Annotated in this window: 22 protein-coding genes; 2 read left to right on the top strand and 20 right to left on the bottom strand. The window is 69.1% G+C overall.

Annotated features, from left to right (window positions below; genetic code table 11):
* Nucleotides 1-12: 12 nt before the first annotated feature.
* From IEV99_RS09375 to IEV99_RS09360, 4 genes are all read right to left on the bottom strand, one after another.
* Nucleotides 13-990 (bottom strand): beta-ketoacyl-ACP synthase III, encoded by a 978-nt coding sequence (locus IEV99_RS09375; protein WP_280514640.1) that lies wholly within the window; start codon nucleotides 988-990, stop codon nucleotides 13-15.
* A complete protein-coding gene (gene plsX / locus IEV99_RS09370; protein WP_188517380.1) occupies nucleotides 987-2051 on the bottom strand; it encodes a phosphate acyltransferase PlsX in 1065 nt (354 codons plus the stop codon). The genes IEV99_RS09375 and plsX overlap by 4 nt, the downstream gene beginning before the upstream one ends.
* Nucleotides 2052-2192: 141 nt before the next feature.
* Nucleotides 2193-2753, bottom strand: a complete 561-nt coding sequence (locus IEV99_RS09365) for a YceD family protein (protein ID WP_188517379.1) — start codon at nucleotides 2751-2753, stop codon at nucleotides 2193-2195.
* The gene (locus IEV99_RS09360; protein ID WP_188517378.1) at nucleotides 2750-3301 is read right to left on the bottom strand and encodes a ubiquinol-cytochrome C chaperone family protein; all 552 of its coding nucleotides are present in this window, start codon (nucleotides 3299-3301) and stop codon (nucleotides 2750-2752) included. Before IEV99_RS09360 ends, IEV99_RS09365 begins: the two co-directional genes overlap by 4 nt.
* Nucleotides 3302-3479: 178 nt before the next feature.
* Between IEV99_RS09360 and IEV99_RS09355 the strand changes: the two genes are divergently transcribed.
* The gene (locus tag IEV99_RS09355; RefSeq protein WP_188517377.1) at nucleotides 3480-3947 is read left to right on the top strand and encodes an outer membrane protein assembly factor BamE; all 468 of its coding nucleotides are present in this window, start codon (nucleotides 3480-3482) and stop codon (nucleotides 3945-3947) included.
* A gap of 221 nt (nucleotides 3948-4168) precedes the next feature.
* On the opposite strand, the gene IEV99_RS09350 is transcribed toward IEV99_RS09355, so the two are convergent.
* From IEV99_RS09350 to IEV99_RS09275, 16 genes are all read right to left on the bottom strand, one after another.
* Nucleotides 4169-6355: a sodium-translocating pyrophosphatase gene (locus IEV99_RS09350; protein WP_188517376.1), complete on the bottom strand. Its 2187-nt coding sequence runs from the start codon at nucleotides 6353-6355 to the stop codon at nucleotides 4169-4171.
* Between the two features lie 160 nt (nucleotides 6356-6515).
* A complete protein-coding gene (locus IEV99_RS09345) occupies nucleotides 6516-7676 on the bottom strand; it encodes an MFS transporter (protein WP_244643705.1) in 1161 nt (386 codons plus the stop codon).
* Between the two features lie 202 nt (nucleotides 7677-7878).
* Nucleotides 7879-9078, bottom strand: a complete 1200-nt coding sequence (locus IEV99_RS09340) for an MFS transporter (protein ID WP_188517375.1) — start codon at nucleotides 9076-9078, stop codon at nucleotides 7879-7881.
* Between the two features lie 8 nt (nucleotides 9079-9086).
* Nucleotides 9087-10010 (bottom strand): thiamine-phosphate kinase, encoded by a 924-nt coding sequence (gene thiL / locus IEV99_RS09335; protein ID WP_244643704.1) that lies wholly within the window; start codon nucleotides 10008-10010, stop codon nucleotides 9087-9089.
* 101 nt (nucleotides 10011-10111) lie between these two features.
* On the bottom strand, nucleotides 10112-10600 hold the full coding sequence (gene nusB, locus IEV99_RS09330; protein WP_188517373.1) for a transcription antitermination factor NusB: 489 nt from the start codon (nucleotides 10598-10600) through the stop codon (nucleotides 10112-10114).
* A 4-nt stretch (nucleotides 10601-10604) separates the two neighbouring features.
* Nucleotides 10605-11102, bottom strand: coding sequence for a 6,7-dimethyl-8-ribityllumazine synthase (gene ribH, locus IEV99_RS09325; RefSeq protein ID WP_188517372.1), 498 nt, complete (start codon nucleotides 11100-11102; stop codon nucleotides 10605-10607).
* A 35-nt stretch (nucleotides 11103-11137) separates the two neighbouring features.
* Nucleotides 11138-11782, bottom strand: a complete 645-nt coding sequence (locus tag IEV99_RS09320; protein WP_188517371.1) for a riboflavin synthase — start codon at nucleotides 11780-11782, stop codon at nucleotides 11138-11140.
* Nucleotides 11782-12909 (bottom strand): bifunctional diaminohydroxyphosphoribosylaminopyrimidine deaminase/5-amino-6-(5-phosphoribosylamino)uracil reductase RibD, encoded by a 1128-nt coding sequence (ribD, locus tag IEV99_RS09315; RefSeq protein ID WP_244643703.1) that lies wholly within the window; start codon nucleotides 12907-12909, stop codon nucleotides 11782-11784. Before ribD ends, IEV99_RS09320 begins: the two co-directional genes overlap by 1 nt.
* The gene (nrdR, locus tag IEV99_RS09310) at nucleotides 12906-13409 is read right to left on the bottom strand and encodes a transcriptional regulator NrdR (protein WP_188517370.1); all 504 of its coding nucleotides are present in this window, start codon (nucleotides 13407-13409) and stop codon (nucleotides 12906-12908) included. Before nrdR ends, ribD begins: the two co-directional genes overlap by 4 nt.
* Nucleotides 13410-13549: 140 nt before the next feature.
* On the bottom strand, nucleotides 13550-14851 hold the full coding sequence (glyA, locus tag IEV99_RS09305; protein WP_188517369.1) for a serine hydroxymethyltransferase: 1302 nt from the start codon (nucleotides 14849-14851) through the stop codon (nucleotides 13550-13552).
* Between the two features lie 358 nt (nucleotides 14852-15209).
* Nucleotides 15210-15959: an ABC transporter ATP-binding protein gene (locus tag IEV99_RS09300; protein WP_188517368.1), complete on the bottom strand. Its 750-nt coding sequence runs from the start codon at nucleotides 15957-15959 to the stop codon at nucleotides 15210-15212.
* Nucleotides 15946-17727 carry a branched-chain amino acid ABC transporter ATP-binding protein/permease gene (locus tag IEV99_RS09295; protein ID WP_188517367.1) on the bottom strand — a complete coding sequence of 594 codons (1782 nt, stop codon included), beginning with the start codon at nucleotides 17725-17727 and terminating at the stop codon, nucleotides 15946-15948. The genes IEV99_RS09300 and IEV99_RS09295 overlap by 14 nt, the downstream gene beginning before the upstream one ends.
* Complete coding sequence (locus IEV99_RS09290) at nucleotides 17724-18599, bottom strand: branched-chain amino acid ABC transporter permease (protein ID WP_188517366.1); 876 nt, start codon at nucleotides 18597-18599, stop codon at nucleotides 17724-17726. The genes IEV99_RS09295 and IEV99_RS09290 overlap by 4 nt, the downstream gene beginning before the upstream one ends.
* Nucleotides 18600-18678: 79 nt before the next feature.
* Entirely contained in the window at nucleotides 18679-19824 is a 1146-nt protein-coding gene (locus IEV99_RS09285; protein WP_188517365.1) for an ABC transporter substrate-binding protein, read from the bottom strand.
* Nucleotides 19825-19977: 153 nt separating this feature from the next.
* Nucleotides 19978-20904 (bottom strand): AEC family transporter, encoded by a 927-nt coding sequence (locus IEV99_RS09280; protein ID WP_188517364.1) that lies wholly within the window; start codon nucleotides 20902-20904, stop codon nucleotides 19978-19980.
* 236 nt (nucleotides 20905-21140) lie between these two features.
* On the bottom strand, nucleotides 21141-22196 hold the full coding sequence (locus IEV99_RS09275) for a DUF2778 domain-containing protein (protein WP_244643701.1): 1056 nt from the start codon (nucleotides 22194-22196) through the stop codon (nucleotides 21141-21143).
* Here IEV99_RS09275 and IEV99_RS09270 point away from each other — a divergent pair.
* A complete protein-coding gene (locus tag IEV99_RS09270) occupies nucleotides 22195-22374 on the top strand; it encodes a hypothetical protein (protein WP_188517363.1) in 180 nt (59 codons plus the stop codon). The two genes, IEV99_RS09275 and IEV99_RS09270, sit on opposite strands and share 2 nt — an antisense overlap.

The raw sequence follows: 22374 nt of genomic DNA, 5'->3' as shown, positions 1-22374 counted from the left end.
CAGCAGACCGGATCACCAGCGGATCAGCGCCGAGCCCCAGGTGAAGCCGCCGCCCATGGCCTCGATCAGCACAAGTTGGCCGGGCTTGATGCGTCCGTCCGCGCATGCGGCTCCCAGAGCAAGGGGAATCGAGGCCGCGGACGTGTTGCCGTGATCCTCCACGGTGATCACGACGCGCGACGAATCGATTCCGAGCTTGCGGGCCGTGGCGTCGATGATCCGGCGATTCGCCTGGTGCGGCACGAACCAGTCGATCTGGTCGGCGGTGACGCCGGTCTGCCGGAAGGTTTCCTCGATGGTCTCGGCCAGGTTGGTCACCGCGTGGCGGAAGACCTCCTTGCCTTCCATCCGCAGGTGGCCGGTTGTGGCCGTGGAGGACGGGCCGCCATCCACATAGAGCTTGTCGAGATGCCGACCATCGGCGCGCAGGTGGGTCGAGAGCACGCCGCGGTCGCTGAGCTCGCCATCGCCGCGGCGGGCTTCCAGCAGCACCGCGCCCGCGCCGTCGCCGAACAGCACGCAGGTGGTGCGGTCGGTCCAGTCCAGGATGCGCGAGAAGGTCTCGGCCCCGATCACCAGCGCGCGCTTGGCCGCGCCTGTGATCAGGAACTTGTCCGCCGTCGCCAGGGCGTACACGAAGCCCGAGCACACGGCCTGCATGTCGAACGCCGCGCCGGTGCTTGAACCCAGGGCTGCCTGCACCTGCGTGGCGGTGGCCGGAAACGTGAAATCCGGCGTCGCGGTGGCGACGATGATCAGGTCCACGCTGGAGGCGTCGACGCCGGCCGCGTCAAGCGCTGCGCGCGCAGCCCGCGTGGCCAAGACGGAGGTGGTCTCCTCCTTGGCGGCGATGTGGCGGTGGCGAATGCCGGTGCGCTCGAGAATCCATTCGTCGGAGGTGTCCACCATGGTGGACAGCTCAGCGTTGGAGAGGACGCGCTCGGGCAGGCTATGGCCGCAACCGATGACAACAGAACGCAATGACATCACTCAGAAGTCTCCGGCGACGCGACGGCTTCGGCGGCCGCGTTCGGGAAGTTGACCTCGAGACTGTCGCGAATCTTCGACAGCAGATCGTGTTTGACCATGTCATAACCCAGATCGATGGCGGCTGCGAACCCCATTGCGTCCGTGCCGCCATGGCTCTTGATGACGATGCCGTCGAGCCCGAGGAACACGCCGCCATTGGCCCGGCGCGGGTCCATCTTGGCGCGCAACGCGTCGAACGCGCCCTTGGCGAAGAGGTAGCCGATCTTGGCCATGAGGGTGCGGCTCATGGCGCTGCGCAGGTACGAGGCAATCTGCTTGGCGGTGCCCTCGGCGGTTTTCAGCGCGATATTGCCTGCAAACCCCTCGGTGACGATCACGTCTACCGTGCCCTTGCCGATGTCGTCGCCCTCGACGAATCCCGCATAGGTCAGATGGGGAAAGTTCGTTTCCTTGAGGATGCGCCCGGCGGACTTCACCTCCTCGACGCCCTTGATCTCCTCCACGCCGACATTCAGCAGGCCGACGCTGGGCCGGTCGATGTCGAAGACGATCTGCGCCATGGCGGAGCCCATGATGGCGAGGTCCACGAGGTGGCGCGCGTCCGCCCCGATGGTGGCCCCGACGTCCAGCACGATGCTCTCGCCCTTCATGGTCGGCCAGATCGCCGCGATGGCGGGCCGGTCCACCTGCGCCATGGTGCGCAGGCAGAACTTGGACATGGCCATCAGCGCGCCGGTGTTGCCGGCCGACACGGCGGCGTCGGCCTCGCCCTTCTTCACCGAGTCGAGCGCGCGCCACATGGACGACTTGTAGCGGCCCTGGCGCAGCGCCTGGCTCGGCTTGTCGTCCATCCGGATCGCGACGTCGGAATGCACGAAGGTGGTGACGGCCTTCAGCGCCGGGTGCTGGTCCAGCAGCGGCAGGCACTCCTCAGAGCGCCCGTGGATTACGAAGGCGGTGTCGGGGCGGCGCACGAGCGACAAGGCGGCGCCGGGGATCACCACGGAAGGACCGTGGTCTCCTCCCATGGCGTCGAGCGCGATCCGCACTTTGGTGTTCATCGAGAAGGCCTGCCCGGAAACGGAAGGATCACGCCAGGATGCGGCGCGCGGGCTCGCGCGGCCGGCGGACAATAGCGAAGCGGCGGCGCGAGGCAACCTTGATCTCGGCTATGTTCAGCCCCCTGACGGCATGGCGGCGGCTCAAGTCGGATCGTCCCGCTTGGCGGCCGCCAGCGCCGCGAAGGGCGAGGCCGCCGGGCCAACATCCTCCTCGTGCGCGAAGGTCTCGACGCCGGGCTTGCGCGGATACGGGTCGAGCCCCAGCGCCAGGAACTCGGCCGTGAGCGCGCCGAGATCGATCTTGCCGTTGATGATGGGATCGGGTGCGTCGATCATCTCGGAGGAGCGCTCCTCGTCGCCCTCCTGGGCGCGCGGCTCGGGCACGTCCTCGGAATATTTCAGGTCCACTTCCTCGGATACCGCCGAGGGGAACTCCTCCAGCGTCACCACGCAGGTCTGGCGAATGTCGCCCGTTACCAGGCCCTTCATCGAAACGGTGCGGCCGCGGCCCGACACCTTGAAGCGGCCCTCCAGCCGGTCGACGCCGACGAGCTTGTATTCTTGCGCCAACGCGGCGCGCTCGGCCTCGGTCGCGACGACGACGACGTCTGAGCCGCCGGCCTTGATGGTGTTGACGTCGAAGGGCCGCGACAGAAGCGGCGGGGGGCCCGGCGGAAGGCTGGCGGTGTGGGGCTGTCTCATGGCGCGCCTTTGAAAAACGGATCAGGCTGCGGGAACGGCAGCGTCGCGCTCGCGATCGGGTCGAAGCCTGTGGCGTCGAACGCCGCCACGGAAGCGCGCAGGTAAGCGGCGAGCGCGGCGGCCTGAGGGGCGCGCTCGGGAGCCTTGGCGTAGACATTGCGCAGCAGGGCGTCCTCGAGCGGCTCGGCGCCGCCCAGCGCGTCCTCGTAGGCCTTGGCGCGGCCATAGAACGCGCTCGCCAGGGTCTTCATGCGCTTGGGCACCACGACGTCGCCGACGCCGAGCTCGCGCAGCGCGTGGTCGAGATGCTTGAAGGTGGCGTCCACCAGATCCTGCGCCAGGTCGGGGCCGGGCTCGGGCAGCGCCTTGAGGCGGCGAAGCACCACGAAGGCGTGGATCACCAAGAGATCGAAGCGGCCGTCCACGGTGTCGGGCACGGCGCCCTCGCGATACAGGGCCGGCGCGCGCGAAGCCTGCGCGACGGCGGCGTAGAGGCGATCGACGATGTCGGCGTTGGGATCGCGTCGCCTGAAAAGGCCCAAGATCATGTGCGCAGTTCCGGCGGCGGGAATGGTCGCGTTGCTCCAGGGGCCCGCCGCGGCGCTCCTTGCAATTCGGTCGGACGCGGGTTACGGCATCCCGGCCGGTTCCGGCAAGAGAAATCGTCGGCGCGAGCCGATTCCCAACTCTCACCGGCCCGAACGGGCGGCTTCCTGGAGTGATTACATGGCGCTTCACAAGTTGTCGGAAAGGTCCCCCTTCGCCGCATGGACGCTGCGCGCCGCTTTCGGCGCCGCGCTCGCGGTCGGCCTTTCCGCCTGCAACACCGAGCCGCAAACGCGCGGCTATGTTCTCGACGAAAAGCTCCTGAACGAAGTGCGGGTCGGCACGGACGCTCAGAAGGTGCTGTCCACCATGGGCTCGCCCTCGACGGTGTCCACGGTCGGCAACCAGACCTGGTACTACATCAGCCAGAAGACGACCCGCCCGCTCCAGTTCATGAACCCGACCGTGATCGACCAGCGCGTGCTGGCCATCAACTTCAACAAGGGCATGCGGGTGGAGAAGATCGCCTCCTACGGCCTGCAGGACGGCGTGGTGTTCGATTTCATCAGCCGCACGACGCCCACCGGCGGCAACGAGCTCTCGGTCGTGCGCCAGCTCCTGCGCGCCACCGGCCAGGGCGTGATCTGAGCCCCCTGCCCGGCCGCACGGCCCGTGAACGAGAAAAGCCCGCGGCGTATCGCGGGCTTTTTTGTTGGAGCTGTTCAGGTTGGTAATCCGGGCGGCGATTGAAGACCAAGCCTCCCCTTTCCATCATGGCCGGGCTTGACCCGGCCATCCACGCCGGAGCCCAGCGCGTGGATCCCCGGGTCAAGCCCGGGGATGACGGTGGAGGGACCGCTGAACGCTTCTCAAGCCGCGCCGATATGCGCCAGGATCGCCAGCAGCAGCAGGGCCACGATGTTGGTGATCTTGATGGCCGGGTTCACGGCCGGGCCGGCGGTGTCCTTGTAGGGGTCGCCGACGGTGTCGCCCGTCACCGACGCCTTGTGGGCGTCGCTGCCCTTCAGGTGCTTCACGCCGTCCTTGTCGATGAAGCCGTCCTCGAAGGACTTCTTGGCGTTGTCCCAGGCGCCGCCGCCCGATGTCATCGAGATGGCGACGAAGAGGCCGTTGACGATCACGCCCAGAAGCGAGGCGCCGAGCGCCGCGAAGGCCGACGCCTTGGAGCCCGACAGCGCCAGCACGCCGAAATAGGCGACAAGCGGGGCGAGCACGGGCAGCAGCGACGGGATGATCATCTCCTTGATCGCCGCCTTGGTGAGCATGTCCACCGCGCGGGCATAGTCCGGCTTCTCGGTGCCCTGCATGATGCCGGGCTTCTCCTTGAACTGCCGGCGCACCTCCTCGACGACCGAGCCCGCGGCGCGGCCGACGGCCGTCATCGCGATGCCGCCGAAGAGGTAGGGGATGAGCCCGCCGAAAATCAGGCCCGCAACCACATAGGGGTTCGACAGGTCGAACGAGACCTGGCCGACGCCCTTGAAGTAGGGGAACAGGGTGGAGCCCGCCTTGTTCGCCTCGCCGATGAAGTATTGCAGGTCGTAGCTGTAGGCCGCGAACAGCACGAGCGCGCCGAGGCCGGCGGAGCCGATGGCGTAGCCCTTGGTGACCGCCTTGGTGGTGTTGCCCACGGCGTCCAGCGCGTCGGTGGAGTGACGCACTTCCTTGGGAAGGCCCGCCATCTCGGCGATGCCGCCGGCGTTGTCGGTGACGGGGCCGAAGGCGTCCAGCGCGACGATCATGCCGGCGAGGCCGAGCATGGTGGTGACCGCGATGGCGGTGCCGTAGAGGCCGGCGAGCTGGAAGGTCGAGATGATGCCGCCGACGATCACCATGGCGGGCAGCGCCGTGGATTCCAGCGACACCGCGAGACCCTGGATCACGTTGGTGCCGTGGCCGGTGACGGACGCCTGCGCGATGGACACCACCGGGCGCTTGCCGGTGCCGGTGTAGTACTCAGTGATCCAGACGATCAGGCCCGTGACCACGAGGCCGACCACGCCGCAGACCAGGAGGCGCGTGCCGTTGACCACGATGTCGCCGCCCATGGCCTTGACGGTGCCGATGTCGCCGAAGCCCACCGTGCCCCAGGTCGCGATCGCGAGGCCGACCACGGAGAGCAGCGTGCTCGCCCACAGGCCCTTGTAGAGCGCGCCCATGATGGAGTTGTCGCTGCCGAGCTTCACCATGAAGGTGCCGACGATCGACGTCACGATGCACACCGCGCAGATGGCGAGCGGGTACAGGATCGTGGCGCTGAGCACAGGCTGGCCGGCGAAGAAGATCGCGGCGAGCACCATGGTGGCGACCACCGTCACCGCATAGGTCTCGAACAGGTCGGCCGCCATGCCGGCGCAGTCGCCGACGTTGTCCCCGACGTTGTCCGCGATGGTGGCGGGGTTGCGCGGGTCATCTTCCGGAATGCCGGCCTCGACCTTGCCGACGAGGTCGGCGCCGACGTCAGCGCCCTTGGTGAAGATGCCGCCGCCGAGGCGGGCGAAGATGGAGATCAGCGAGGCGCCGAAGCCGAGCGCGACCAGCGAGTCGATGATGACGCGCAGCTGGGCGGGATCGTTGATCGACAGGCCCATCGGGCCGATCAGGATGGTGTAGTAGACGGCGACGCCGAGCAGGGCGAGTCCCGCCACCAGCATGCCGGTCACCGCGCCCGCCTTGAAGGCGACGTCGAGGCCGGCCGCGAGCGACACCGAAGCCGCCTGGGCGGTGCGGACATTGGCGCGCACCGACACGTTCATGCCGATGAAGCCGGCCGCGCCGGACAGCACCGCGCCGATCAGGAAGCCGATGGCCACCTTGAGGCCGAGCAGCCACGCAATGATGACGAAGAGGACGACGCCCACCATGCCGATGGTGGTGTATTGCCGCTTCAGGTAGGCCTGTGCGCCTTCCCGGATTGCGGCCGCAATTTCCTGCATCCGCTGGGTGCCGGCGTCGCGACGATTTACGTCGGCGCTCGCCCACACCCCATAGACGACCGCCAATAGGCCGCCAATGATGATCAACGCTAAAGTCATTGTGCCGTCCTTGCAGTTCCCACGCGGTGCAGCCCTGTTCCACGGGTGGCGGACGGGCCGTCATCTTTGCGCGCCCCAAAGAGGACGCGGCGCAAGCGTTGCAAAAACGCGAGACGGACGCAAACGGACTTTCGCCTGAGTTCAGGGATTTCGGCCGGTTTCACGGCGCCGCACCATCGCGGCGCTGTTGCGAGCGCGCGGCCTTGCTGAACAATGCTGCGAAAGCCGCGAGCAACGCCGGCGCCACAACCATGTTGACGGTGCTCCAACCGCCCGACGCGAGCAGGCCGCCGGAAAGCAGCGAGCCGGCCGCCATCGCGCCGAAGATGATGAAATCGTTCAAGGACTGCCCGCGGGTGCGCTCCTCGGGAGCGAGGCTTTCGACCACGAGCGTCGTCGCGCCCACAAAAGCGAAGTTCCAGCCGACGCCAAGCGCCGCAAGGCCGAGCCAGAACCGCCACAACTCGTCTCCGCCCAGATTCACCACGATGGCGGAACCCAGCAGCGCGAGGCCCGCCAGGATCATTCGGCGCGCGCCAAAGCGGCTGACCATCGCGCCCGACACGAAGCTCGGCGCATACATGCCGAGCACATGCCACTGGATGCCGAGGTTCGCGTCCGCGTTGGAGTGGCCGCAGAGCGTCATGGCCAGCGGCGCGGCCGTCATCACCATGTTCATCGCCGTGTAGGCCACCAAACCGCAGAACACCGCCAAGAGGTAAGGCGGCCGCCGCAGCAAAGCCGACGCGGGAGTGGGCGGCGCCCCCGAGGCCGCCGGCGCAAGAGGCGCACGAAAGAAGGCGACAGCCACGAGTGCGAGCAACGCCAGGGCGCCCTGCGCGAGGTAGCTCGCCACATAGGGCGCCGGGCCAAGGTCGAAGCTATGCTGCACGGCCTGGGGCCCCAGAATGGCGGACGCCACGCCGGCGACCAGCACATACGAGATCGCCTTGGGGCGGAACTCATCCGTGGCACCGTCGGTGGCGGCGAACCGATAGGTGAGCGATACGGCCGCGTGGAACCCGTTCAGGAAACAGGCCAGCAGAAACAACCGGAACGACGCCGCCAGGATTGCGGAACTCGCGAGCGCGCCGGACAGGACGCCCAGGGTCGTTCCGAGCAGCAGGGTCGGCCGACGTCCCCACCGCCGCGAGGTCACCCCGACCGGCACGGTGCTGAGCGCCATGCCGACCACAAAGATCGAGATGGGCGCGGTCGCCCAGCCAGGCTCCGGCGCGAGGGTCGCGCCCACGATGGCGCCGGTCGCGAACAGCACCGTGATCGCCGCGCCCGAAAAGGCCTGCGCGACCGACAACGCCAAGGCGTTTCGACGGGCGAGGCCGTCGCCTATGAGTTCACGCGGTGACACACCGGCATGCTGGACCGGCGCGGCGCGCCTTTTCTGTGAAGCAGGTCACAGATCCGCCTGCAACAATCAAACTTTACACGCAGCGATTGTAATTTGCTGCGCGGCGCAATCGTATTGCATCGGGAATGAAAGTATTCTTCGCCATCAATTGAGATTATGCGGCCAATCTCGGCCGCATTCCTCTCCAGGCCAACAGCCCCAGCCCCAGAAGCGCCGGCAGGAACACGACCTGATTCACGGCGGCCCAGCCGGCCGTCGCCAGGATATGGCCCGACGAGAACGAACCGATTGCCATGGTGCCGAAGACCAGGAAGTCGTTGAAGGCCTGCACGCGAGTCCGCTCCGCCGGCTCGCAGCTTTCGGTGACCAGCGCCGAAGCGCCGATAAAGCCGAAGTTCCAGCCGAGCCCGAGCAGGATCAGCCCGCTCCAGAAATGCGCCACAGTCACGCCCGCGATGTCAACGATCCCGGCGCCGATCAGCAACACCAGCCCGGTCGCAATGACGCGGGGGGCGCCGAAGCGGGCAATCAGCGAACCGGTGAAGAAGCTCGGGCCGTACATGGCGATCACGTGCCATTGGATGGCGAGGTTCGAATCGGAGAGCGGGTGGCCGCACATCCGCATGGCGAGGGGCGCGGAGGTCATCACGAGGTTCATGAGCGCGTAGCTGATCACGCCGCAAAGCGCCGCCACGATGAAGCGCGGCTGGCGAATGATCATAGCCAGCGGCCGCGCCCCGCCGCCTGCGTTCGGCCCCCGCGGCGGCAGCGGAATGCGGACGCGCGATAGCACCGCCATCGCCACCAGGGCGACGACCGCCTGGGCGAGGTAGCTCGCCGCGAATACGTAGGGCGGCCAGACGTCCATCGTGAACTGGATCAGCTGCGGCCCGAAAACGCCCGCCACGACGCCGCCCGCCATCACGTACGAGATTGCGCGCGGCCGGAAGCCCGGGCTCGCGGTGTCTGCCGCCGCAAAGCGGAAGGATTGCGCCACGGCGGCGTAGAAGCCCCCGAAGAACGTAGCGAGCGAGAACAGCGCGAAGGAGCCTTGCAGGATGGCCAGGCAGGCGAGGAGGCCCGTGAGCGCGCCTGCTCCCGCACCCGTCATGAAGGCCGCACGCCGCCCGTAGCGCCGCGCGATCGCGCCCACCGGCAGCGTGCCGGACGCCATGCCGAGCACAAAGATCGAGATCGGCACCGTTGCGTAGGCAGGATCGGGCGCGAGCTGCGCGCCGATAATGGCCCCGGTGGCGAAGATCACGGTCGCATTGGCGCCGGCAAGGGCCTGCGCGATGGCGAGGATCAGGGCGTTGCGCCGGGCAAGGCGGTCATCGATGAGGGGGGCGTGCATGGGGGCCTTCAAAAGTGGCTGAACGAGCCCTGGGCGAGGCTCACGGGGGCTCCGCCGCGGCTGAGAAGAAGCTCCGCGGGGGTGGATGCGACGACGTCGCCGATCGGCGTCATCGGTACGCCGAGCGCGGCCGCATGGGCGCGGAAGGCCGAAACCTCCGATGCCGCGACCGTGCACAGGATCTCGTAGTCGTCGCCGCCCGTCACGGCGCGCTCCAGCAGCGCAGGCTCCCGCGCGACCGCAGCGGCGGCGGCCCGCGACAGCGGAACGGCGTCGAGGTCGAGCCTGCCGCCGAGGCCGGAGGCCTTCAGCATTTTGCGCAGATCTCCGACGAGTCCGTCCGAGACGTCCATGGCGGCGCGCGCGTGGGCGAGCAGCGCAGGGGCCAGCGTCAGGCGCGGCTGCGGGCGCAGGTAGCGGTCGAGAAGATGCGCGCGGTCGGCTCCGTTGAGCGCGCCCGCCCAGGCGGCGTCCGGATCGAGCCGCAGCGCCAGGCCGAGGGCGGCGTCGCCGATGGCGCCGGACACCAGGATGGCGTCGCCCGCCTTCGCGGCCATGCGCACCGGCATGCGGCCGGCCGGAACGGAGCCCAGCGCCGTCACCGAGATGGTGAGCGGGCCCGGCGTCTTCACGGTGTCGCCGCCCAGCAGCGGGCAACCGGTCGCGTCGGCCCCGGCCTGCAAGCCTTGGCTGAACGCGGCGAGCCAGTCCTCGGTCCAGTCGGGCGGCAGCGCGAGCGCCAGCAGGAAGCCGCGCGGCGTGGCGCCCTTGGCGGCGAGATCGGAGAGATTCACGGCCAGCGCTTTCCAGGCGATGTCCGCCGGGGGGTCGTCTGCGAAGAAGTGGACGCCCGCCACGATGGCGTCGACCTTGAGCACGAGGTCGCGGCCCGCCTCGCCGGGCAGCCGCGCGGCGTCGTCCAGGAGGGCCATGCCGCCCTCCCCGGCCATGGGGCGGAAGTATTTGGCGATGAGTTCGTCCTCGGACGGCCGCTGGGTCGTGATGCCAACCTCCCGCCGTCCGGTTTCGCCGATCAGGCCCGCTGCTTGGTCAGCTCGTCGCCGCGCACGTCGCGCGCGATGGTGTCGAGCACGCCATTGACCATGCCGGCCTCGTCGCCGTCGTAGAACGCGTTGGCGACGTCCACATATTCGGTGATGGCCACGCGAGCCGGCACGTCCTGGCGGCGAATGAGCTCATAGGCGCCGGCGCGCAGGATGGCGCGCAGCACGGCCTCGATGCGCTTCAGCGGCCAGCCCTTGGCCAAGGCGGCGTCGACCTTCTGGTCCACGAGCCGCTGGTCCTCCACGACGCCCGACACGATCTCGCGGAAGAAGCCGGCGTCGGCGGGCTTGAACTCCATGTCCTCGATCTCGCGGCCCATCCAGTGGGCCTCGTACTCGGCCACGGCGTCCAGCACGCCCTTGCCGGACAGCTCCATCTCGTAGAGCGTCTGCACGGCCGCGAGCCTGGCGGCGGAGCGCTTCTCGCGTTTGTCGCCGCGGTTCTCGCCCTTGCTCATTCGGTCAGATCCTTCCCGCAGCGAGGCGGCGTTTGATTCTCAGCACCGCGAGGGCCGCTTCGGCGGCGCCGCCGCCCTTGTTCATCTCCGAGACGCGAGCGCGGGCCCAGGCTTGTGCGTCGTTCTCCACCGTCAGGATGCCGTTGCCCAGCGGGATGCGGCGGGCGACGGCGAGATCCATCAGGGCGCGGGAGCTCTCGCCCGCCACGATGTCGTAATGGCCGGTCTCGCCCCGGATCACGCAGCCGAGCGCCACCACGGCGTCGAAGGGCTGGCCGGCGGCTTCCGCCGCATCCAGTGCGATCGCGATCGTGGCCGGGATCTCCAGCGCGCCCGGGACGGTGAGCACCGTCACGTCCGCCTGCTCGGCCTCGGCCACGCCTTTGGCGCCCGCCAGAAGCTCGTCGGCGAGATCGTCGTAGAAGCGCGCCTCCACGATCAGCAGGCGGCCCTTGGTGGGCACGCCGTCATGCGTGGCGCGGGCTGGGCGTGGGGCGGCCATGGGCGGAACTCGGCAGGTCGTCGCGGGAGCGGCTGTCAGTAGCCCTGCTCGCGCGCTTCTGCAAGCCGCGCGGCGTAGCGGGCCATCTGGTCCACTTCCAGGTTGATGCGATCGCCCGCCTTCCAGCCGCCAAGGGTGGTGACCTCCAGCGTGTGCGGGATCAGGAACACGGTGAAGAGGTCGCGCTCGACGCTGTTGACCGTGAGCGACACGCCGTCCAGCGCCACCGAGCCTTTTTCGGCGATGAACTTGGCCAGGCCCTTGGGCGCCCGCAGCGTAAAGCGGGCCGTCGGCCCCCAGGCGCCGCCCTCCTCCGAGGTCACGTCGTCGCGCGCCACGATCTCGGCGACGCCGTCGACGTGGCCGGAGACGAGATGGCCGCCCAGTTCGTCGCCGATCTTCAGCGAGCGCTCCAGGTTGAGCCTGCGGCCGACCTGCCATGCGCCGACCGTGGTGCGCGCCAGCGTTTCGGCGGCGGCGTCCACCGTGTACCAGCAGCCGCCCTCCGGCCGCGGGCCGAAGCCCGTGACGGTGAGGCAGGGGCCGCCCGTCGCGATGGAGGCGCCCATCTCGATGGTGGCGGCGTCATAGGCGGAATGGACGCGCAGGCGCTTCAGCGAGCCTTGGTGATCCTCCACGGCGACGAGTTCGCCCACGTCCGTGACGATTCCGGTGAACATCAGCGTCTCCTTGCGAAGCTTTGCCAGAGATCCCGGCCGAGCGGGACTGGATGGGTCCGCTCCACGTGGGGATCGTGATCGATGAAACGCGCCAGCGCGGGGCCGATCGCCGGCAGGCCGGGACGCCCGAGCGGCTCGGGCCCGGTGATGAGCTCCAGCGCGTCGACCTGGCCGACCGCCGCGAGCGCGTCGGCGAGCGTCGGCCCACCTTCGCACAACACTCGGGTGACGCCGCGCGCCGCCACCGCGCCCAGCGCCGCCAGGAGGTCGAGCCCTTGCCCGGCCGGTCCGCGCGGGACGCGCTCCACCACGACGCCGGCGGCGAGCAGCGAGGCCTCGCGCCCTGCCGGCGCATCTGCGGCGGCGATCACCCAGGTGGGGACCTCGCGCGCGGTCCGGGCGAGCAGGCTCGCCGCCGGCGTGCGCAGGTCGCTGTCAAGCACGACCCGGACGGGCGATCGCGCTTCCAGCCCGGGCAGGCGGCAGGTGAGCTGCGGGTCGTCCGCCAGCACGGTGCCGACCCCGACCATGATGGCGTCGTGCTGCGCCCGCAGCATGTGCACGCGCGCCTGGGCGTCCGGCCCGGTGATCATCAGCCGCGGCCCGCCCGTCGCGCCCGCGAAGCCGTCGGCGGTCTGCGCGAGCTTCACGGTCACCATGGGCCGGCCTTCGACCATGCGCTTGATGAAGCCGCGGTTGCCCCAGCGCGCCTCGCGCCCGAGCACGCCCACGGTGACGTCGATGCCGTGCGCGCGCAATATGATGTGGCCGCGCCCGTTGACGCGCGGGTCGGGATCCTCGATCGCCGACACCACGCGGGCAATCCCGGCCTCGATGATGGCGTGGCTGCAGGGGCCGGTCTTGCCGAAATGGGAGCAAGGCTCCAGCGTCACCGAGAGCGTCGCGCCGCGCGCCGCCGCGCCGGCCTGCGCCAGCGCGACCGGCTCGGCGTGCGGACGGCCGCCCGGCTGCGTCCAGCCGCGCCCGAGGATGATTGGCCCCTGCGATCCCGGCTTCCACACCACGGCGCCGACGGCCGGGTTGGGCCAGGTGTTCCCCAGCCCGCGTCGCGCCAGCGCCAGCGCGATCCGCATGGTGGCGACGTCGTCGTCGGCCGCGCCGCTCATGACGGCTCGCGCGCGCTCGCCTTTGCGCGCGACGGGGTCGCGGCCTCGTCCGGCCCGGAGAGTTCGCCGAGCAACTCCTCGAAGTCCCTGGCCTCGCGGAAATCCTTGTAAACCGATGCAAAGCGCACATACGCGACGTCGTCGAGCGCCTTCAGGCCCTCCATTACAAGTTCGCCGATGGTGGCGCTCGGGATCTCGCCGTCGCCAAGGCTTTCCAGCTGGCGCACGATGCCGTTGATCATGCGCTCGACGCGCTCGGGCTCCACCGGCCGCTTGCGCAGCGCGATCTCGAGCGAGCGCACCAGCTTGTCGCGATCAAACGGGATGCGCCGGCCCGAGCGCTTCACCACCATGAGCTCGCGCAGCTGCACGCGTTCAAAGGTCGTGAACCGCCCGCCGCAATCCGGGCACACGCGCCGGCGCCGGATGGCGGAGCTGTCGTCCGTCGGCCGCGAGTCCTTCACCTGCGTGTCGAGGCTGGAGCAGTAGGGGCAGCGCACGGGCGGTCCTCTGTCACGAGAACGAGCGACGCTCATTCTCCGTCATGGCCGGGCTAAACCCGGCCATCCACATCTATGCCCCCGCGTGGATGCCCGGGACGAGCCCGGGCATGACGGCGGAGGGTTTTGAACCTCAGATCCTACGCGTAGATCGGGAACCGCCGGGTCAGCTCGGTGACCTTCGCCTTCACGGCCTCCTCCACGCCGGCGTTGTTCTCTTCGCCGTTCTTGGCCAGCCCATCCAGCGTCTCGACCACCAGCTCGCCCACCCGCTTGAACTCGGCGACGCCGAAGCCGCGCGACGTGGCGGCGGGGGTGCCGAGGCGGATGCCGGACGTGATGGTGGGCTTGGCCGTGTCGAACGGCACGCCGTTCTTGTTGCAGGTGATGTGGGCGCGGCCGAGCGAGGCTTCGGCGGCCTTGCCGGTAAGGCTCTTGGGCCGCAAATCCACCAGCATGAGGTGGTTGTCGGTGCCGCCCGTGACGATGTCGTAGCCGGCGCTCTTCACCGTGTCGGCCAGCACCTTGGCGTTGTCCACCACCGCGCGGGCGTAGAGCTTGAACTCGGGCGCCAGCGCCTCGTTGAACGCCACCGCCTTGGCGGCGATCACGTGCATCAGCGGGCCGCCCTGCAGGCCGGGGAACACGGCCGAGTTCATCTTCTTGGCGATGTCTTCGTCGTCCGTGAGGATCAGGCCGCCGCGCGGGCCGCGCAGGGTCTTGTGGGTGGTGGACGTGACCACGTGCGCGTGCGGGAACGGCGACGGATGCGCGCCGCCGGCCACCAGGCCCGCGAAATGCGCGATGTCGACCATGAAGTAGGCCCCGACCGCATCGCAGATCTCGCGGAAGCGGGCGAAGTCCCAGTGGCGGGCGTAGCCGGAGCCGCCCGCGATGATGATCTTGGGCTTGTGCTCCTGGGCGAGGCGCTCCACCGCGTCCATGTCGACCATCTGGTCCTCGGGCCGCACGCCGTAGCTCACGACGTTGAACCACTTGCCCGACATGTTGGGAGCCGCGCCATGCGTGAGATGGCCGCCGGCGGCCAGATCGAGGCCCATGAAGGTGTCACCCGGCTTCATGAGGCCGAGAAACACCGCCTGGTTAGCCTGCGAGCCGGAGTTCGGCTGGACGTTGGCGAACCGGCAGCCGAAGAGCCGCGTGGCGCGCTGGATGGCCAGCGTCTCGGCGATGTCGACGAACTGGCAGCCGCCATAGTAGCGCCGGCCCGGATAGCCCTCGGCGTATTTGTTGGTCATCACCGAGCCTTGCGCCTCCAGCACGGCGCGCGAGACGATGTTCTCGGAGGCGATCAGCTCGATCTCGTCGCGCTGGCGACCGAGTTCCTTGCCGATGGCGTCGGCGATCTCCGGATCGCGGTCCGCGAGGGACGCGGCGAAGAAGCTGTTCGACATGTGGCTCTGGCGCGCTTGGCTGGACATCGGCTCTAGTCTCCGGCCCCATGGGCGTGTGAACGGGTCGGTTATCGGCGTCTTGGTGTCGCGGCGCATCCCGGCGAGCGACATGGTGCGTCGCATCCGCAAGATGTGGGGGGTCTATACTCCACCGCGCCCCAGATTGGCCAGTGGGCAGGTTGGCGCTGCGCACAACCCCGACACCCCTCCCCGTCATTGCGAGCGGAGCGAAGCAATCCAGACGCCGGGCGTAGCGCCCGGCATCAGCTGGATTGCTTCGCTGGCGCTCGCAATGACGGCGGAGGCGAGCGGCTGGACCGCGAGCCTTCAAGCTCGAATCTCGGCGCGGCCGGAAGGGGCGAGCCTGAAGGCTCGCGGTCCGGTCTCACACGGCCGGAAGCGTGGCCTTCACCCTGGCGTGGCCGCCCAGATAGGCGGCGCGGATGTCTTCGTTGCCCCAGAGGTCGGCGGGCTTGCCGCTGAGCACGAGGCGGCCGGTTTCAAGCACGTAGCCGCGGTCCGCGACCGAGAGGCCCATGCGGGCGTTCTGCTCCACCAGCAGCACGGTCGTGCCGAGCTTGCGGATCTCGGCGATGATCGAGAACACCTTCTGGACGATCACGGGCGCGAGGCCGAGCGAGGGTTCGTCGAGCAGCAGCAGCTTGGGCTTGGCCATAAGCCCACGCGCGACCGCGACCATCTGCTGCTGGCCGCCCGAGAGCGTCCAGCCGAGCGCGTCCGCGAAGGGGCGGATGTCCGGGAAGAGGTCGAACATGCCGTCCGCCTCGGCGCGGATCTGGGCCTTGGTGAGCCCCTTCCGGTTGGAGGCGCCCAGCATGATGTTCTCGCGGGTGGAGAGGCCGGGAAACACCCGCCTCCCCTCCGGCACGTGCGCGATGCCGCGCCGGACGATGTCCTCCGGCCCGGCGCCGAGGATCGACTGGCCCTCGAACAGGATGTCGCCCGAGACGGGCTTCACCAGCCCGGAGATGCTGCGCAGCGTCGTCGATTTGCCGGCGCCGTTGCCGCCCAGCAGCGTCACCACCTCGCCGGCCTCGACGGCGATCGTCAGGCCGTGGAGGGCCTCGATCTCGCCGTAGCGGACCACCAGATCCTTGCACTCAATGAGGGGCATCTGGCTCGCTCCCGAGATAGGCGGTGACGACGTCGGGGTGGTTGAGCACCGACACGGGGTCGCCGTCCGCGATGCGGCGGCCGAAGTTCAGCACGGTGATGTGCTCGGCCACGTCGCTGACGAGCGTCATGTCGTGGTCGATGATCAGGATGGTGAGCCCCTTGGCGGCGATGCGCTTCAGGAGGCCGGTGAGCTCCACCTTCTCGGTGGAGTTCAGGCCGGCGGCCGGTTCGTCCAGCAGCAGCAAAGTCGGGTTGCCGGCGAGCGCGCGGGCGATCTCGATGAGCCGTTGGTGGCCATAGCTGAACGAGGTCACCATCTCGTCGGCGCGGTCGCCAAGGCCCACGAAGGCGAGCGCGGCGCGCGCCCGGGCGTCCAGCGCATGATGCGCCTTGCCGACCGGGTTGCCGGGGTGCTCGGCCCCGATGATGACGTTCTCGACCGCCGTCATGGACCGGAACAGCCGGATGTTCTGGAAGGTGCGGCCGAGCCCCGCGATGGTGCGCCGGTGCGGCGGCAGGTTGGAGACGTCGGTTCCGTCCAGCACCATCTTGCCGGCCGTCGGCGTGTAGATGCCGGACAGCACGTTCAGCGTCGTGGTCTTGCCCGAGCCATTGGGCCCGATCAGCGCATGGACGCTGCCGCGCTTCACCGTGAAGCTGACGCCGTCCACGGCCTTGAGGCCGCCGAAGTGCTTGGCGAGCCCCTCGACGCGCAGCACCTCGTTGTTGTGGCCAACGGAGCCGCGCAGCTCCAGGGCGGCGGCGTCGGCCGGAACGGCCGCGACCGCGGCTCTGCCGAAGCGGCGCGTCCATTGCGAGAACCAGCCCCAGATGCCGTCCGGCATGAACAGCACGATCAGGATCACGGCGAGGCCGTAGATCGCGAGGTAAAGGCCGGGAACCGACTTCAGGAAGCGCAGCCACTCGGGGATCAGGATCAGCAGCCCGGTGCCCACCACCGCGCCAATCGGTGACGCGACGCCGCCGAGCAGCACCATGGTGAGGAACACGATGGACTCGGCGAAGGAGAACTGGTCCGGGCTCACATACGCGAAGCCGCCGGCAAACAGCGCGCCGCCGAGCCCGCCCAGCGAGGCGCAGATCGCGAAGGCCGTCACCTTGGTGCGCTGCACGTCGATGCCGGCCACGCTGGCGGCAAGCTCGTTGTCGCGCACCGCCCGCATGGCGCGGCCGAGCGGCGACGCCGGCAGGCGCCACACCATGTAGCCGACCACCGCCAGCACGGTGACGCAAAAGGCCAGATAGCCCTGCGCGGAGGTGAACAGGCCGGGGCGCGGGATGCGCGACACGCCATCCGGCCCGTGCGTCATCGGAATCCAGTTCACCATCACGAGCGTCACGATCTGCTGGAAGCTGATGGTCACCATCGCGAGATAGTGCCCGCCGAGCCGCAGCGTCGAGGTGCCCAGGAAGGCGCCGGCGGCCACCACGAGCACGAGGCCAAGACCGACGCACAGCCAGAAATTGAGGCCGTAATCAACCGTGCCGAGGCCGACCGCATAGGCGCCGAGGCCAAAAAAGGCCGCCTGCGCGAGGTTGATCTGGCCGCAGAGGCCCAACACCACCGTAAGCCCCATCACGGCGACCGAATAGGTCGCGGCCTGCATGAGGATGTTGGTGATGTAGCCGTCGAACGGGTGCGTGGCCGCGTAGTAGACCACCACGGCGGCGAGCACGACATAGCCGAGAAGGCCGAAGGGGGCGGTTCGGCGAACCGCCGGGGGAGCGTCCGTGATGCTGGTCATGCCTTTTCAGCCACCCGTTCGCCGAAGAGGCCCTGCGGCCTGAACACGAGGAAGAGCACCAGAACCAGGAAGGCGAAGCCGTCCTTGTAGGGCACCGAGATGTAGGCCGCTCCGAAGGTCTCGATCACGCCTAGCGCCAGCCCGCCGATGATCGCGCCCGCGACGTCGCCGAAGCCGCCGATGATGGTGGCCGCGAAGGCCTTGAGCGCGATGGTGCCGCCCATCTGGATCGACACGAACAGGATGGGGGCGACCAGGATGCCGGCCAGCCCGCCCAGCACGGCGCTGTACACGAAGGTGATCATGATCATGGTGGCGACCGGGATGCCCAGCAGCGAGGCCATCTCCTTGTCCTGTGAGGTCGCCTGCAGCTTCTTGCCCAGCAGCGTGTGCTCGAAGAACCAGTACTGGAACGCCACCAGCACCATCGTGACCACGATGATCAGCAGGTACTGGCTGTCGAGATAGACGGGGCCGACGTTGAAGCCGGGCGTCTCGAACACGGGCGACAGCACCTGCGGCTGCGGGCCGTAGAGGGCCAGCATGGTGTTGGCCACCAGGATGGACGCGCCGATGGTGGAGATGATCACCGGCAGGTAGGTGCGGTGGCGCAGCGGGTAGTAGACGCCGAGGTTGAAGATCACCCCGTAGAGCGCCATGCCGGCGAGCGCGAGCAGGAAGGAGAGCCAGTAGGGCCACTCCAGGTCCACGGCGAAGATCACCATCAGGAAGGCCGCCACCATGGAGAACTCGCCCTGGGCGAAGTTCACCACGTTGGTGGCCCGGAAGATCAGCACGAAGCCCAGCGCCACCAGGGCGTAGACCGAGCCGATGCCGATGCCCGTGAAGAGCAGTTGCAGAACGAGATCCATGGGGGTCCCCGGAACGCCGACGAGAAGCGGGAGGCGTGGGCGCCGGCCACGCAATGGCGGCCGGCGCGCGCGGGGAGGTTCAGTCCTTGAACTCGATGTGCTTGGCGAAGGCGATCTTGCCGCTCTTGTTCTGCACGATGTTGTAGCCGTGCAGGCCGTCGCCGTTCTGGTCGAAGTTGTACTCGCCCTCGGCGCCCTTGTAGCCCTTGATGGACAGCATCGCTTCGCGCACGGCCTGCGGGTCGGTCTTGCCGGCCTTGTTGATGGCGGTCGCGAGCAGGCTCACGGCGTCGTAGCACCAGGAGGACTGGTTGTCGGGATCGACCTTCATCACGGCCCGGTAGGCGTCGGCGTAAGCCTTGGCCTCGGGGCTGGAATCCTCGGCGTAGTCGGCGACGCCGTAGGTGTTGTAGAGCGCCGGGCCGGCGAGCTTCAGCGCCGTGACGTTGACGATGGAGGGCGAGCCCACCCACGGCGCGGTGACGCCGAGCTGGCGCAGCTGGCGGGCGAAGATGCCGAGGTCGTTCTCGAAGGTGAAGTAGGAGCCGAGCACGTCGATGCCGGCCTGCTTCAGGGCGAGCACAACGGGGGTGAAGTCCTGCGACTGGTTGCTGTAGCCCTGGATGATGGCGGGCTTCACGCCGGCCTTCTCGAGCGCCTCGGCCAGAGCCTTCGCGCCATTGGTGCCGAAGGCGTCGGTGGAGTGGACGATGCCCCACTTCTTGAGCTTCAGCTCGTCGAGGCCGAAGGTCGCGATCACGCGGCCCGAGTAGCCGTCATTCGGGCGGCAGCGGAACAGCCAGGGATTGCCCAGCTTGGTGAGCGTCGGGTCGGTGCCGCCGAACATGGTCGGCTTGGCGTTCTTCAGGATGTCCGGCGCCATGGCGTGCATCTGCGTGGAGCGGATGGAGCCGATGAAGGCCGAGATGTCGGCGTTGGTGGCGAGCTTGGAGAAGGCCAGCACCGCGCCGGGGTTGGTGGTCTGGTCGTCCTCGGTGACGATCTCGAGCTGCTTGCCGAGCACGCCGCCGGCCTTGTTGACCTTCTCGAGCGCGAGCTTGGCGCCCGCCATGGCGTATTTGCCGGCCTCGGCGGCCGGACCCGTGATCGGCACCACCTGGCCGATCTTGATCGTGCCGCCCTGCGCGCTCGCGCCGCGCAGCACCGCGGGGGCCGCAAGGCCGATCGCCAATCCGGACGTGAAGACGCGCCTGGTCACCTGCATGGACAGTTCCTCCGTGATGCGCCGTCTGCTCGCGGCGTCATTCATCATTGAAACCATTAGAGGATAGCGGCAGGAACTTTGTCCACGCCGTTTCGCGCAAATAACGGTGATTGACTGCCGATTAGGCAGGTCCGGCGCAGCCGAAGATTGCGCTCAGCCCGAAACCAGCCAGGCGGCGAGCGGAAACGTCAGGGTCGCCAGCACGGTGGAGACCAGGATCGCGCCCGCGACCGGGCGGTCGCCCGTGCCGTAGCGCTCGGCGATCACGAAGGCGTTGGCGGCCACCGGCACGGCCGCATAGAGCACGCCGGCCTTCACCCAGAACGGGTCGAGCCCGAGGGTGCGCAGCGCCAGGAACACCGCCAGCGGATGCAGCGTCAGCTTGGCGAGCGCGAGCGGAACGACGCGCCAAAGGTCCGGCCGCACCCACTGCGCCAGCGCCAGCCCGAGCGCAAAGACGCCGGCCGGCGCCGCCGCGCCGCCCAGAAAGGCGAGAAACCGATCCGCCGGCTCCGGCAGTGCGACCCCGGCCAGCGACAGGGCCGCGCCTGCCATGATGGACAGCATGAACGGGTTTAGCACCGTGCCCTTCGCGAGCCGCCACGCGATGGCGCCCGGCGCGCCGACGCCCCTCCCCGCCTCGATCAGCCCGATGCAGAGCGGCACTACCAGGGCGGTGTCGCAGATCAGCCCCATCGCCACCGGCGCGGCGGCGCGCTCGCCCAGAAACGCGACCGTGAGCGGAATGCCCAGGAATGCGAAGTTGCCGCCAATGAGGCACTGCGCGCGCGACACCGAATCCGGAAACGGCAACCGGGCGACCCGGCGCGCCGCCAGCAGCCCCAGCGTCAGCAACGCCAGCGCCACCATCGCGAGGCCGCCGATATAGGCCGGGTTCCACAGCTCCGCGATCGGCTGGCGGGCCATCACGCGCACCACCATGGCGGGCGTCGCGATCATGAACGCGAAGGTGTTCAGCACCTTCACGGACTCGGGCGCGAACAGCCCGCGCCGGGCGGCCCAGACGCCAACCGCGATCACGGCGAAAAAGGGCGAGCTCGTCGCCAGGAACTGCAGCATGGGGGGAGCGCCGGCCGCCCGCGAAACCGGGCCTTGCCCGTTTAACCTGTTGAGCGCGCCAGTCGAGCGCCGAAACCGCGCGGCAGCCGCGCGCAGGCGCCTCGCGCGCCCTTTCCCCAGTCAGGGGTGAGGGCCGCTGGGCGAGGATCTCGGAGGTTCAGCCAGGCGACGCCGCCCTCACCCCAGCCCTCTCCCTGTGCCAGGGAGAGGGGGCGCGTTGGGGCGGGTTGACGGTCTTAGAGGCTCGCGACCACCACGAGGCGCTTGATCTCGCCCCGCATGAAGGCCTGCAGGAAGCGGTCGTAGTCGCGGATCGAGACGCAGCCGTTGGAGTCGCCGCCTGGTCCGAGCATGAAGGTGTGGGCCAGGAGGCCATCGCGGCCGTAGATGGCGGCCGTCCCGCCCACGGGCGTGAGACGGATCGCCTGGACGCCGTGGAACAGGCTTTCGCGCAGCGTCAGGTCGTAGGTGTGGGGCGGCGTCGGGCCCTTCATCCGCTCGCGGACGTAGCGGATGTCGTCCTTGCGGTCGCCCAGGCCCGAATGCGCCTCCAGCTTCTCGCCGCTGGGCAGGTGCACGGTGCGGGACGCGATGTCGTAGATGGCCGTGCCGGCCGTGGCCGTGCTGGGGGCCGGCGCCATGCGCTGCAGCGGGCCGCGCATCAGGAGTTCGTCCTGCGGGGCCGCATAGGCGAGCTGCGGGCCGTTGTTCTGCTTGGGCTGCGAGCCGAAGAGCTTCTCGAAGAAATTACGATCGTCCGTCGGGGAGGCTTGCGCGACGGCCGGCGCGCCGCGCCGACGCGGGGCCTCCATGGCGATGCGCGGGCCGCCGGGGACGGGCAACCGGAATTCGGACGGGCGCGGCAACGGCAGCGGCGCGGCCTTCGCGACCACGGTCTCGGCTTCCGGATCCTCCGGGTCTTCGTCTTCGTCTTCGTCGTCGGCGGCCGCAACCGCGGGCGCAGGAACCGAAGCCAGAACGATGGCGGGAGCCCGCGACGGCTCCGCCGCGCCCCACGCGAACGTCGACGGCATCGGCGCGCTCTGCGCCAACGGCTTGGCCGGGACGCCGAGCGAGAAGCCGGGCTCCATCAGGGGCTGCATCTGCGCGTAGGCGATCTCGAACGCCTTGGCGGTAAACGCCGCCGGCGCGGCCGAGCCGTTTTTCGGCTCCAGCGCGTAGGCATCCTCGAAATTCTTGGCGGTGAAAGCCAGCGGCGACGCCGGGCCGTTCACCCGGACCGGCGAGCGATTGCTGATGGTCAGCGGCGCTTCGGGAGCGGGCGCGGTCATGACCGCCCAGGCGGCCGCGCCCGCAGTCATGCAGGACAGAACCACCACCGACGCCGAACTGAATCCGCGGCGTGAGCTGGACCGGGCAACAACGCCGTTTGAACGCGAAGAGAAGGACCGCATACGCTACGTTCTCTCAAGCACAGCCCGCTGTGGATTGGCACAAGCCCAGCTCTAG

The sequence above is a fragment of the Alsobacter metallidurans genome (assembly GCF_014636935.1).
Taxonomy (GTDB): domain Bacteria; phylum Pseudomonadota; class Alphaproteobacteria; order Rhizobiales; family Beijerinckiaceae; genus Alsobacter; species Alsobacter metallidurans.
This window is presented reverse-complemented; position numbering and strand designations above follow the sequence as displayed.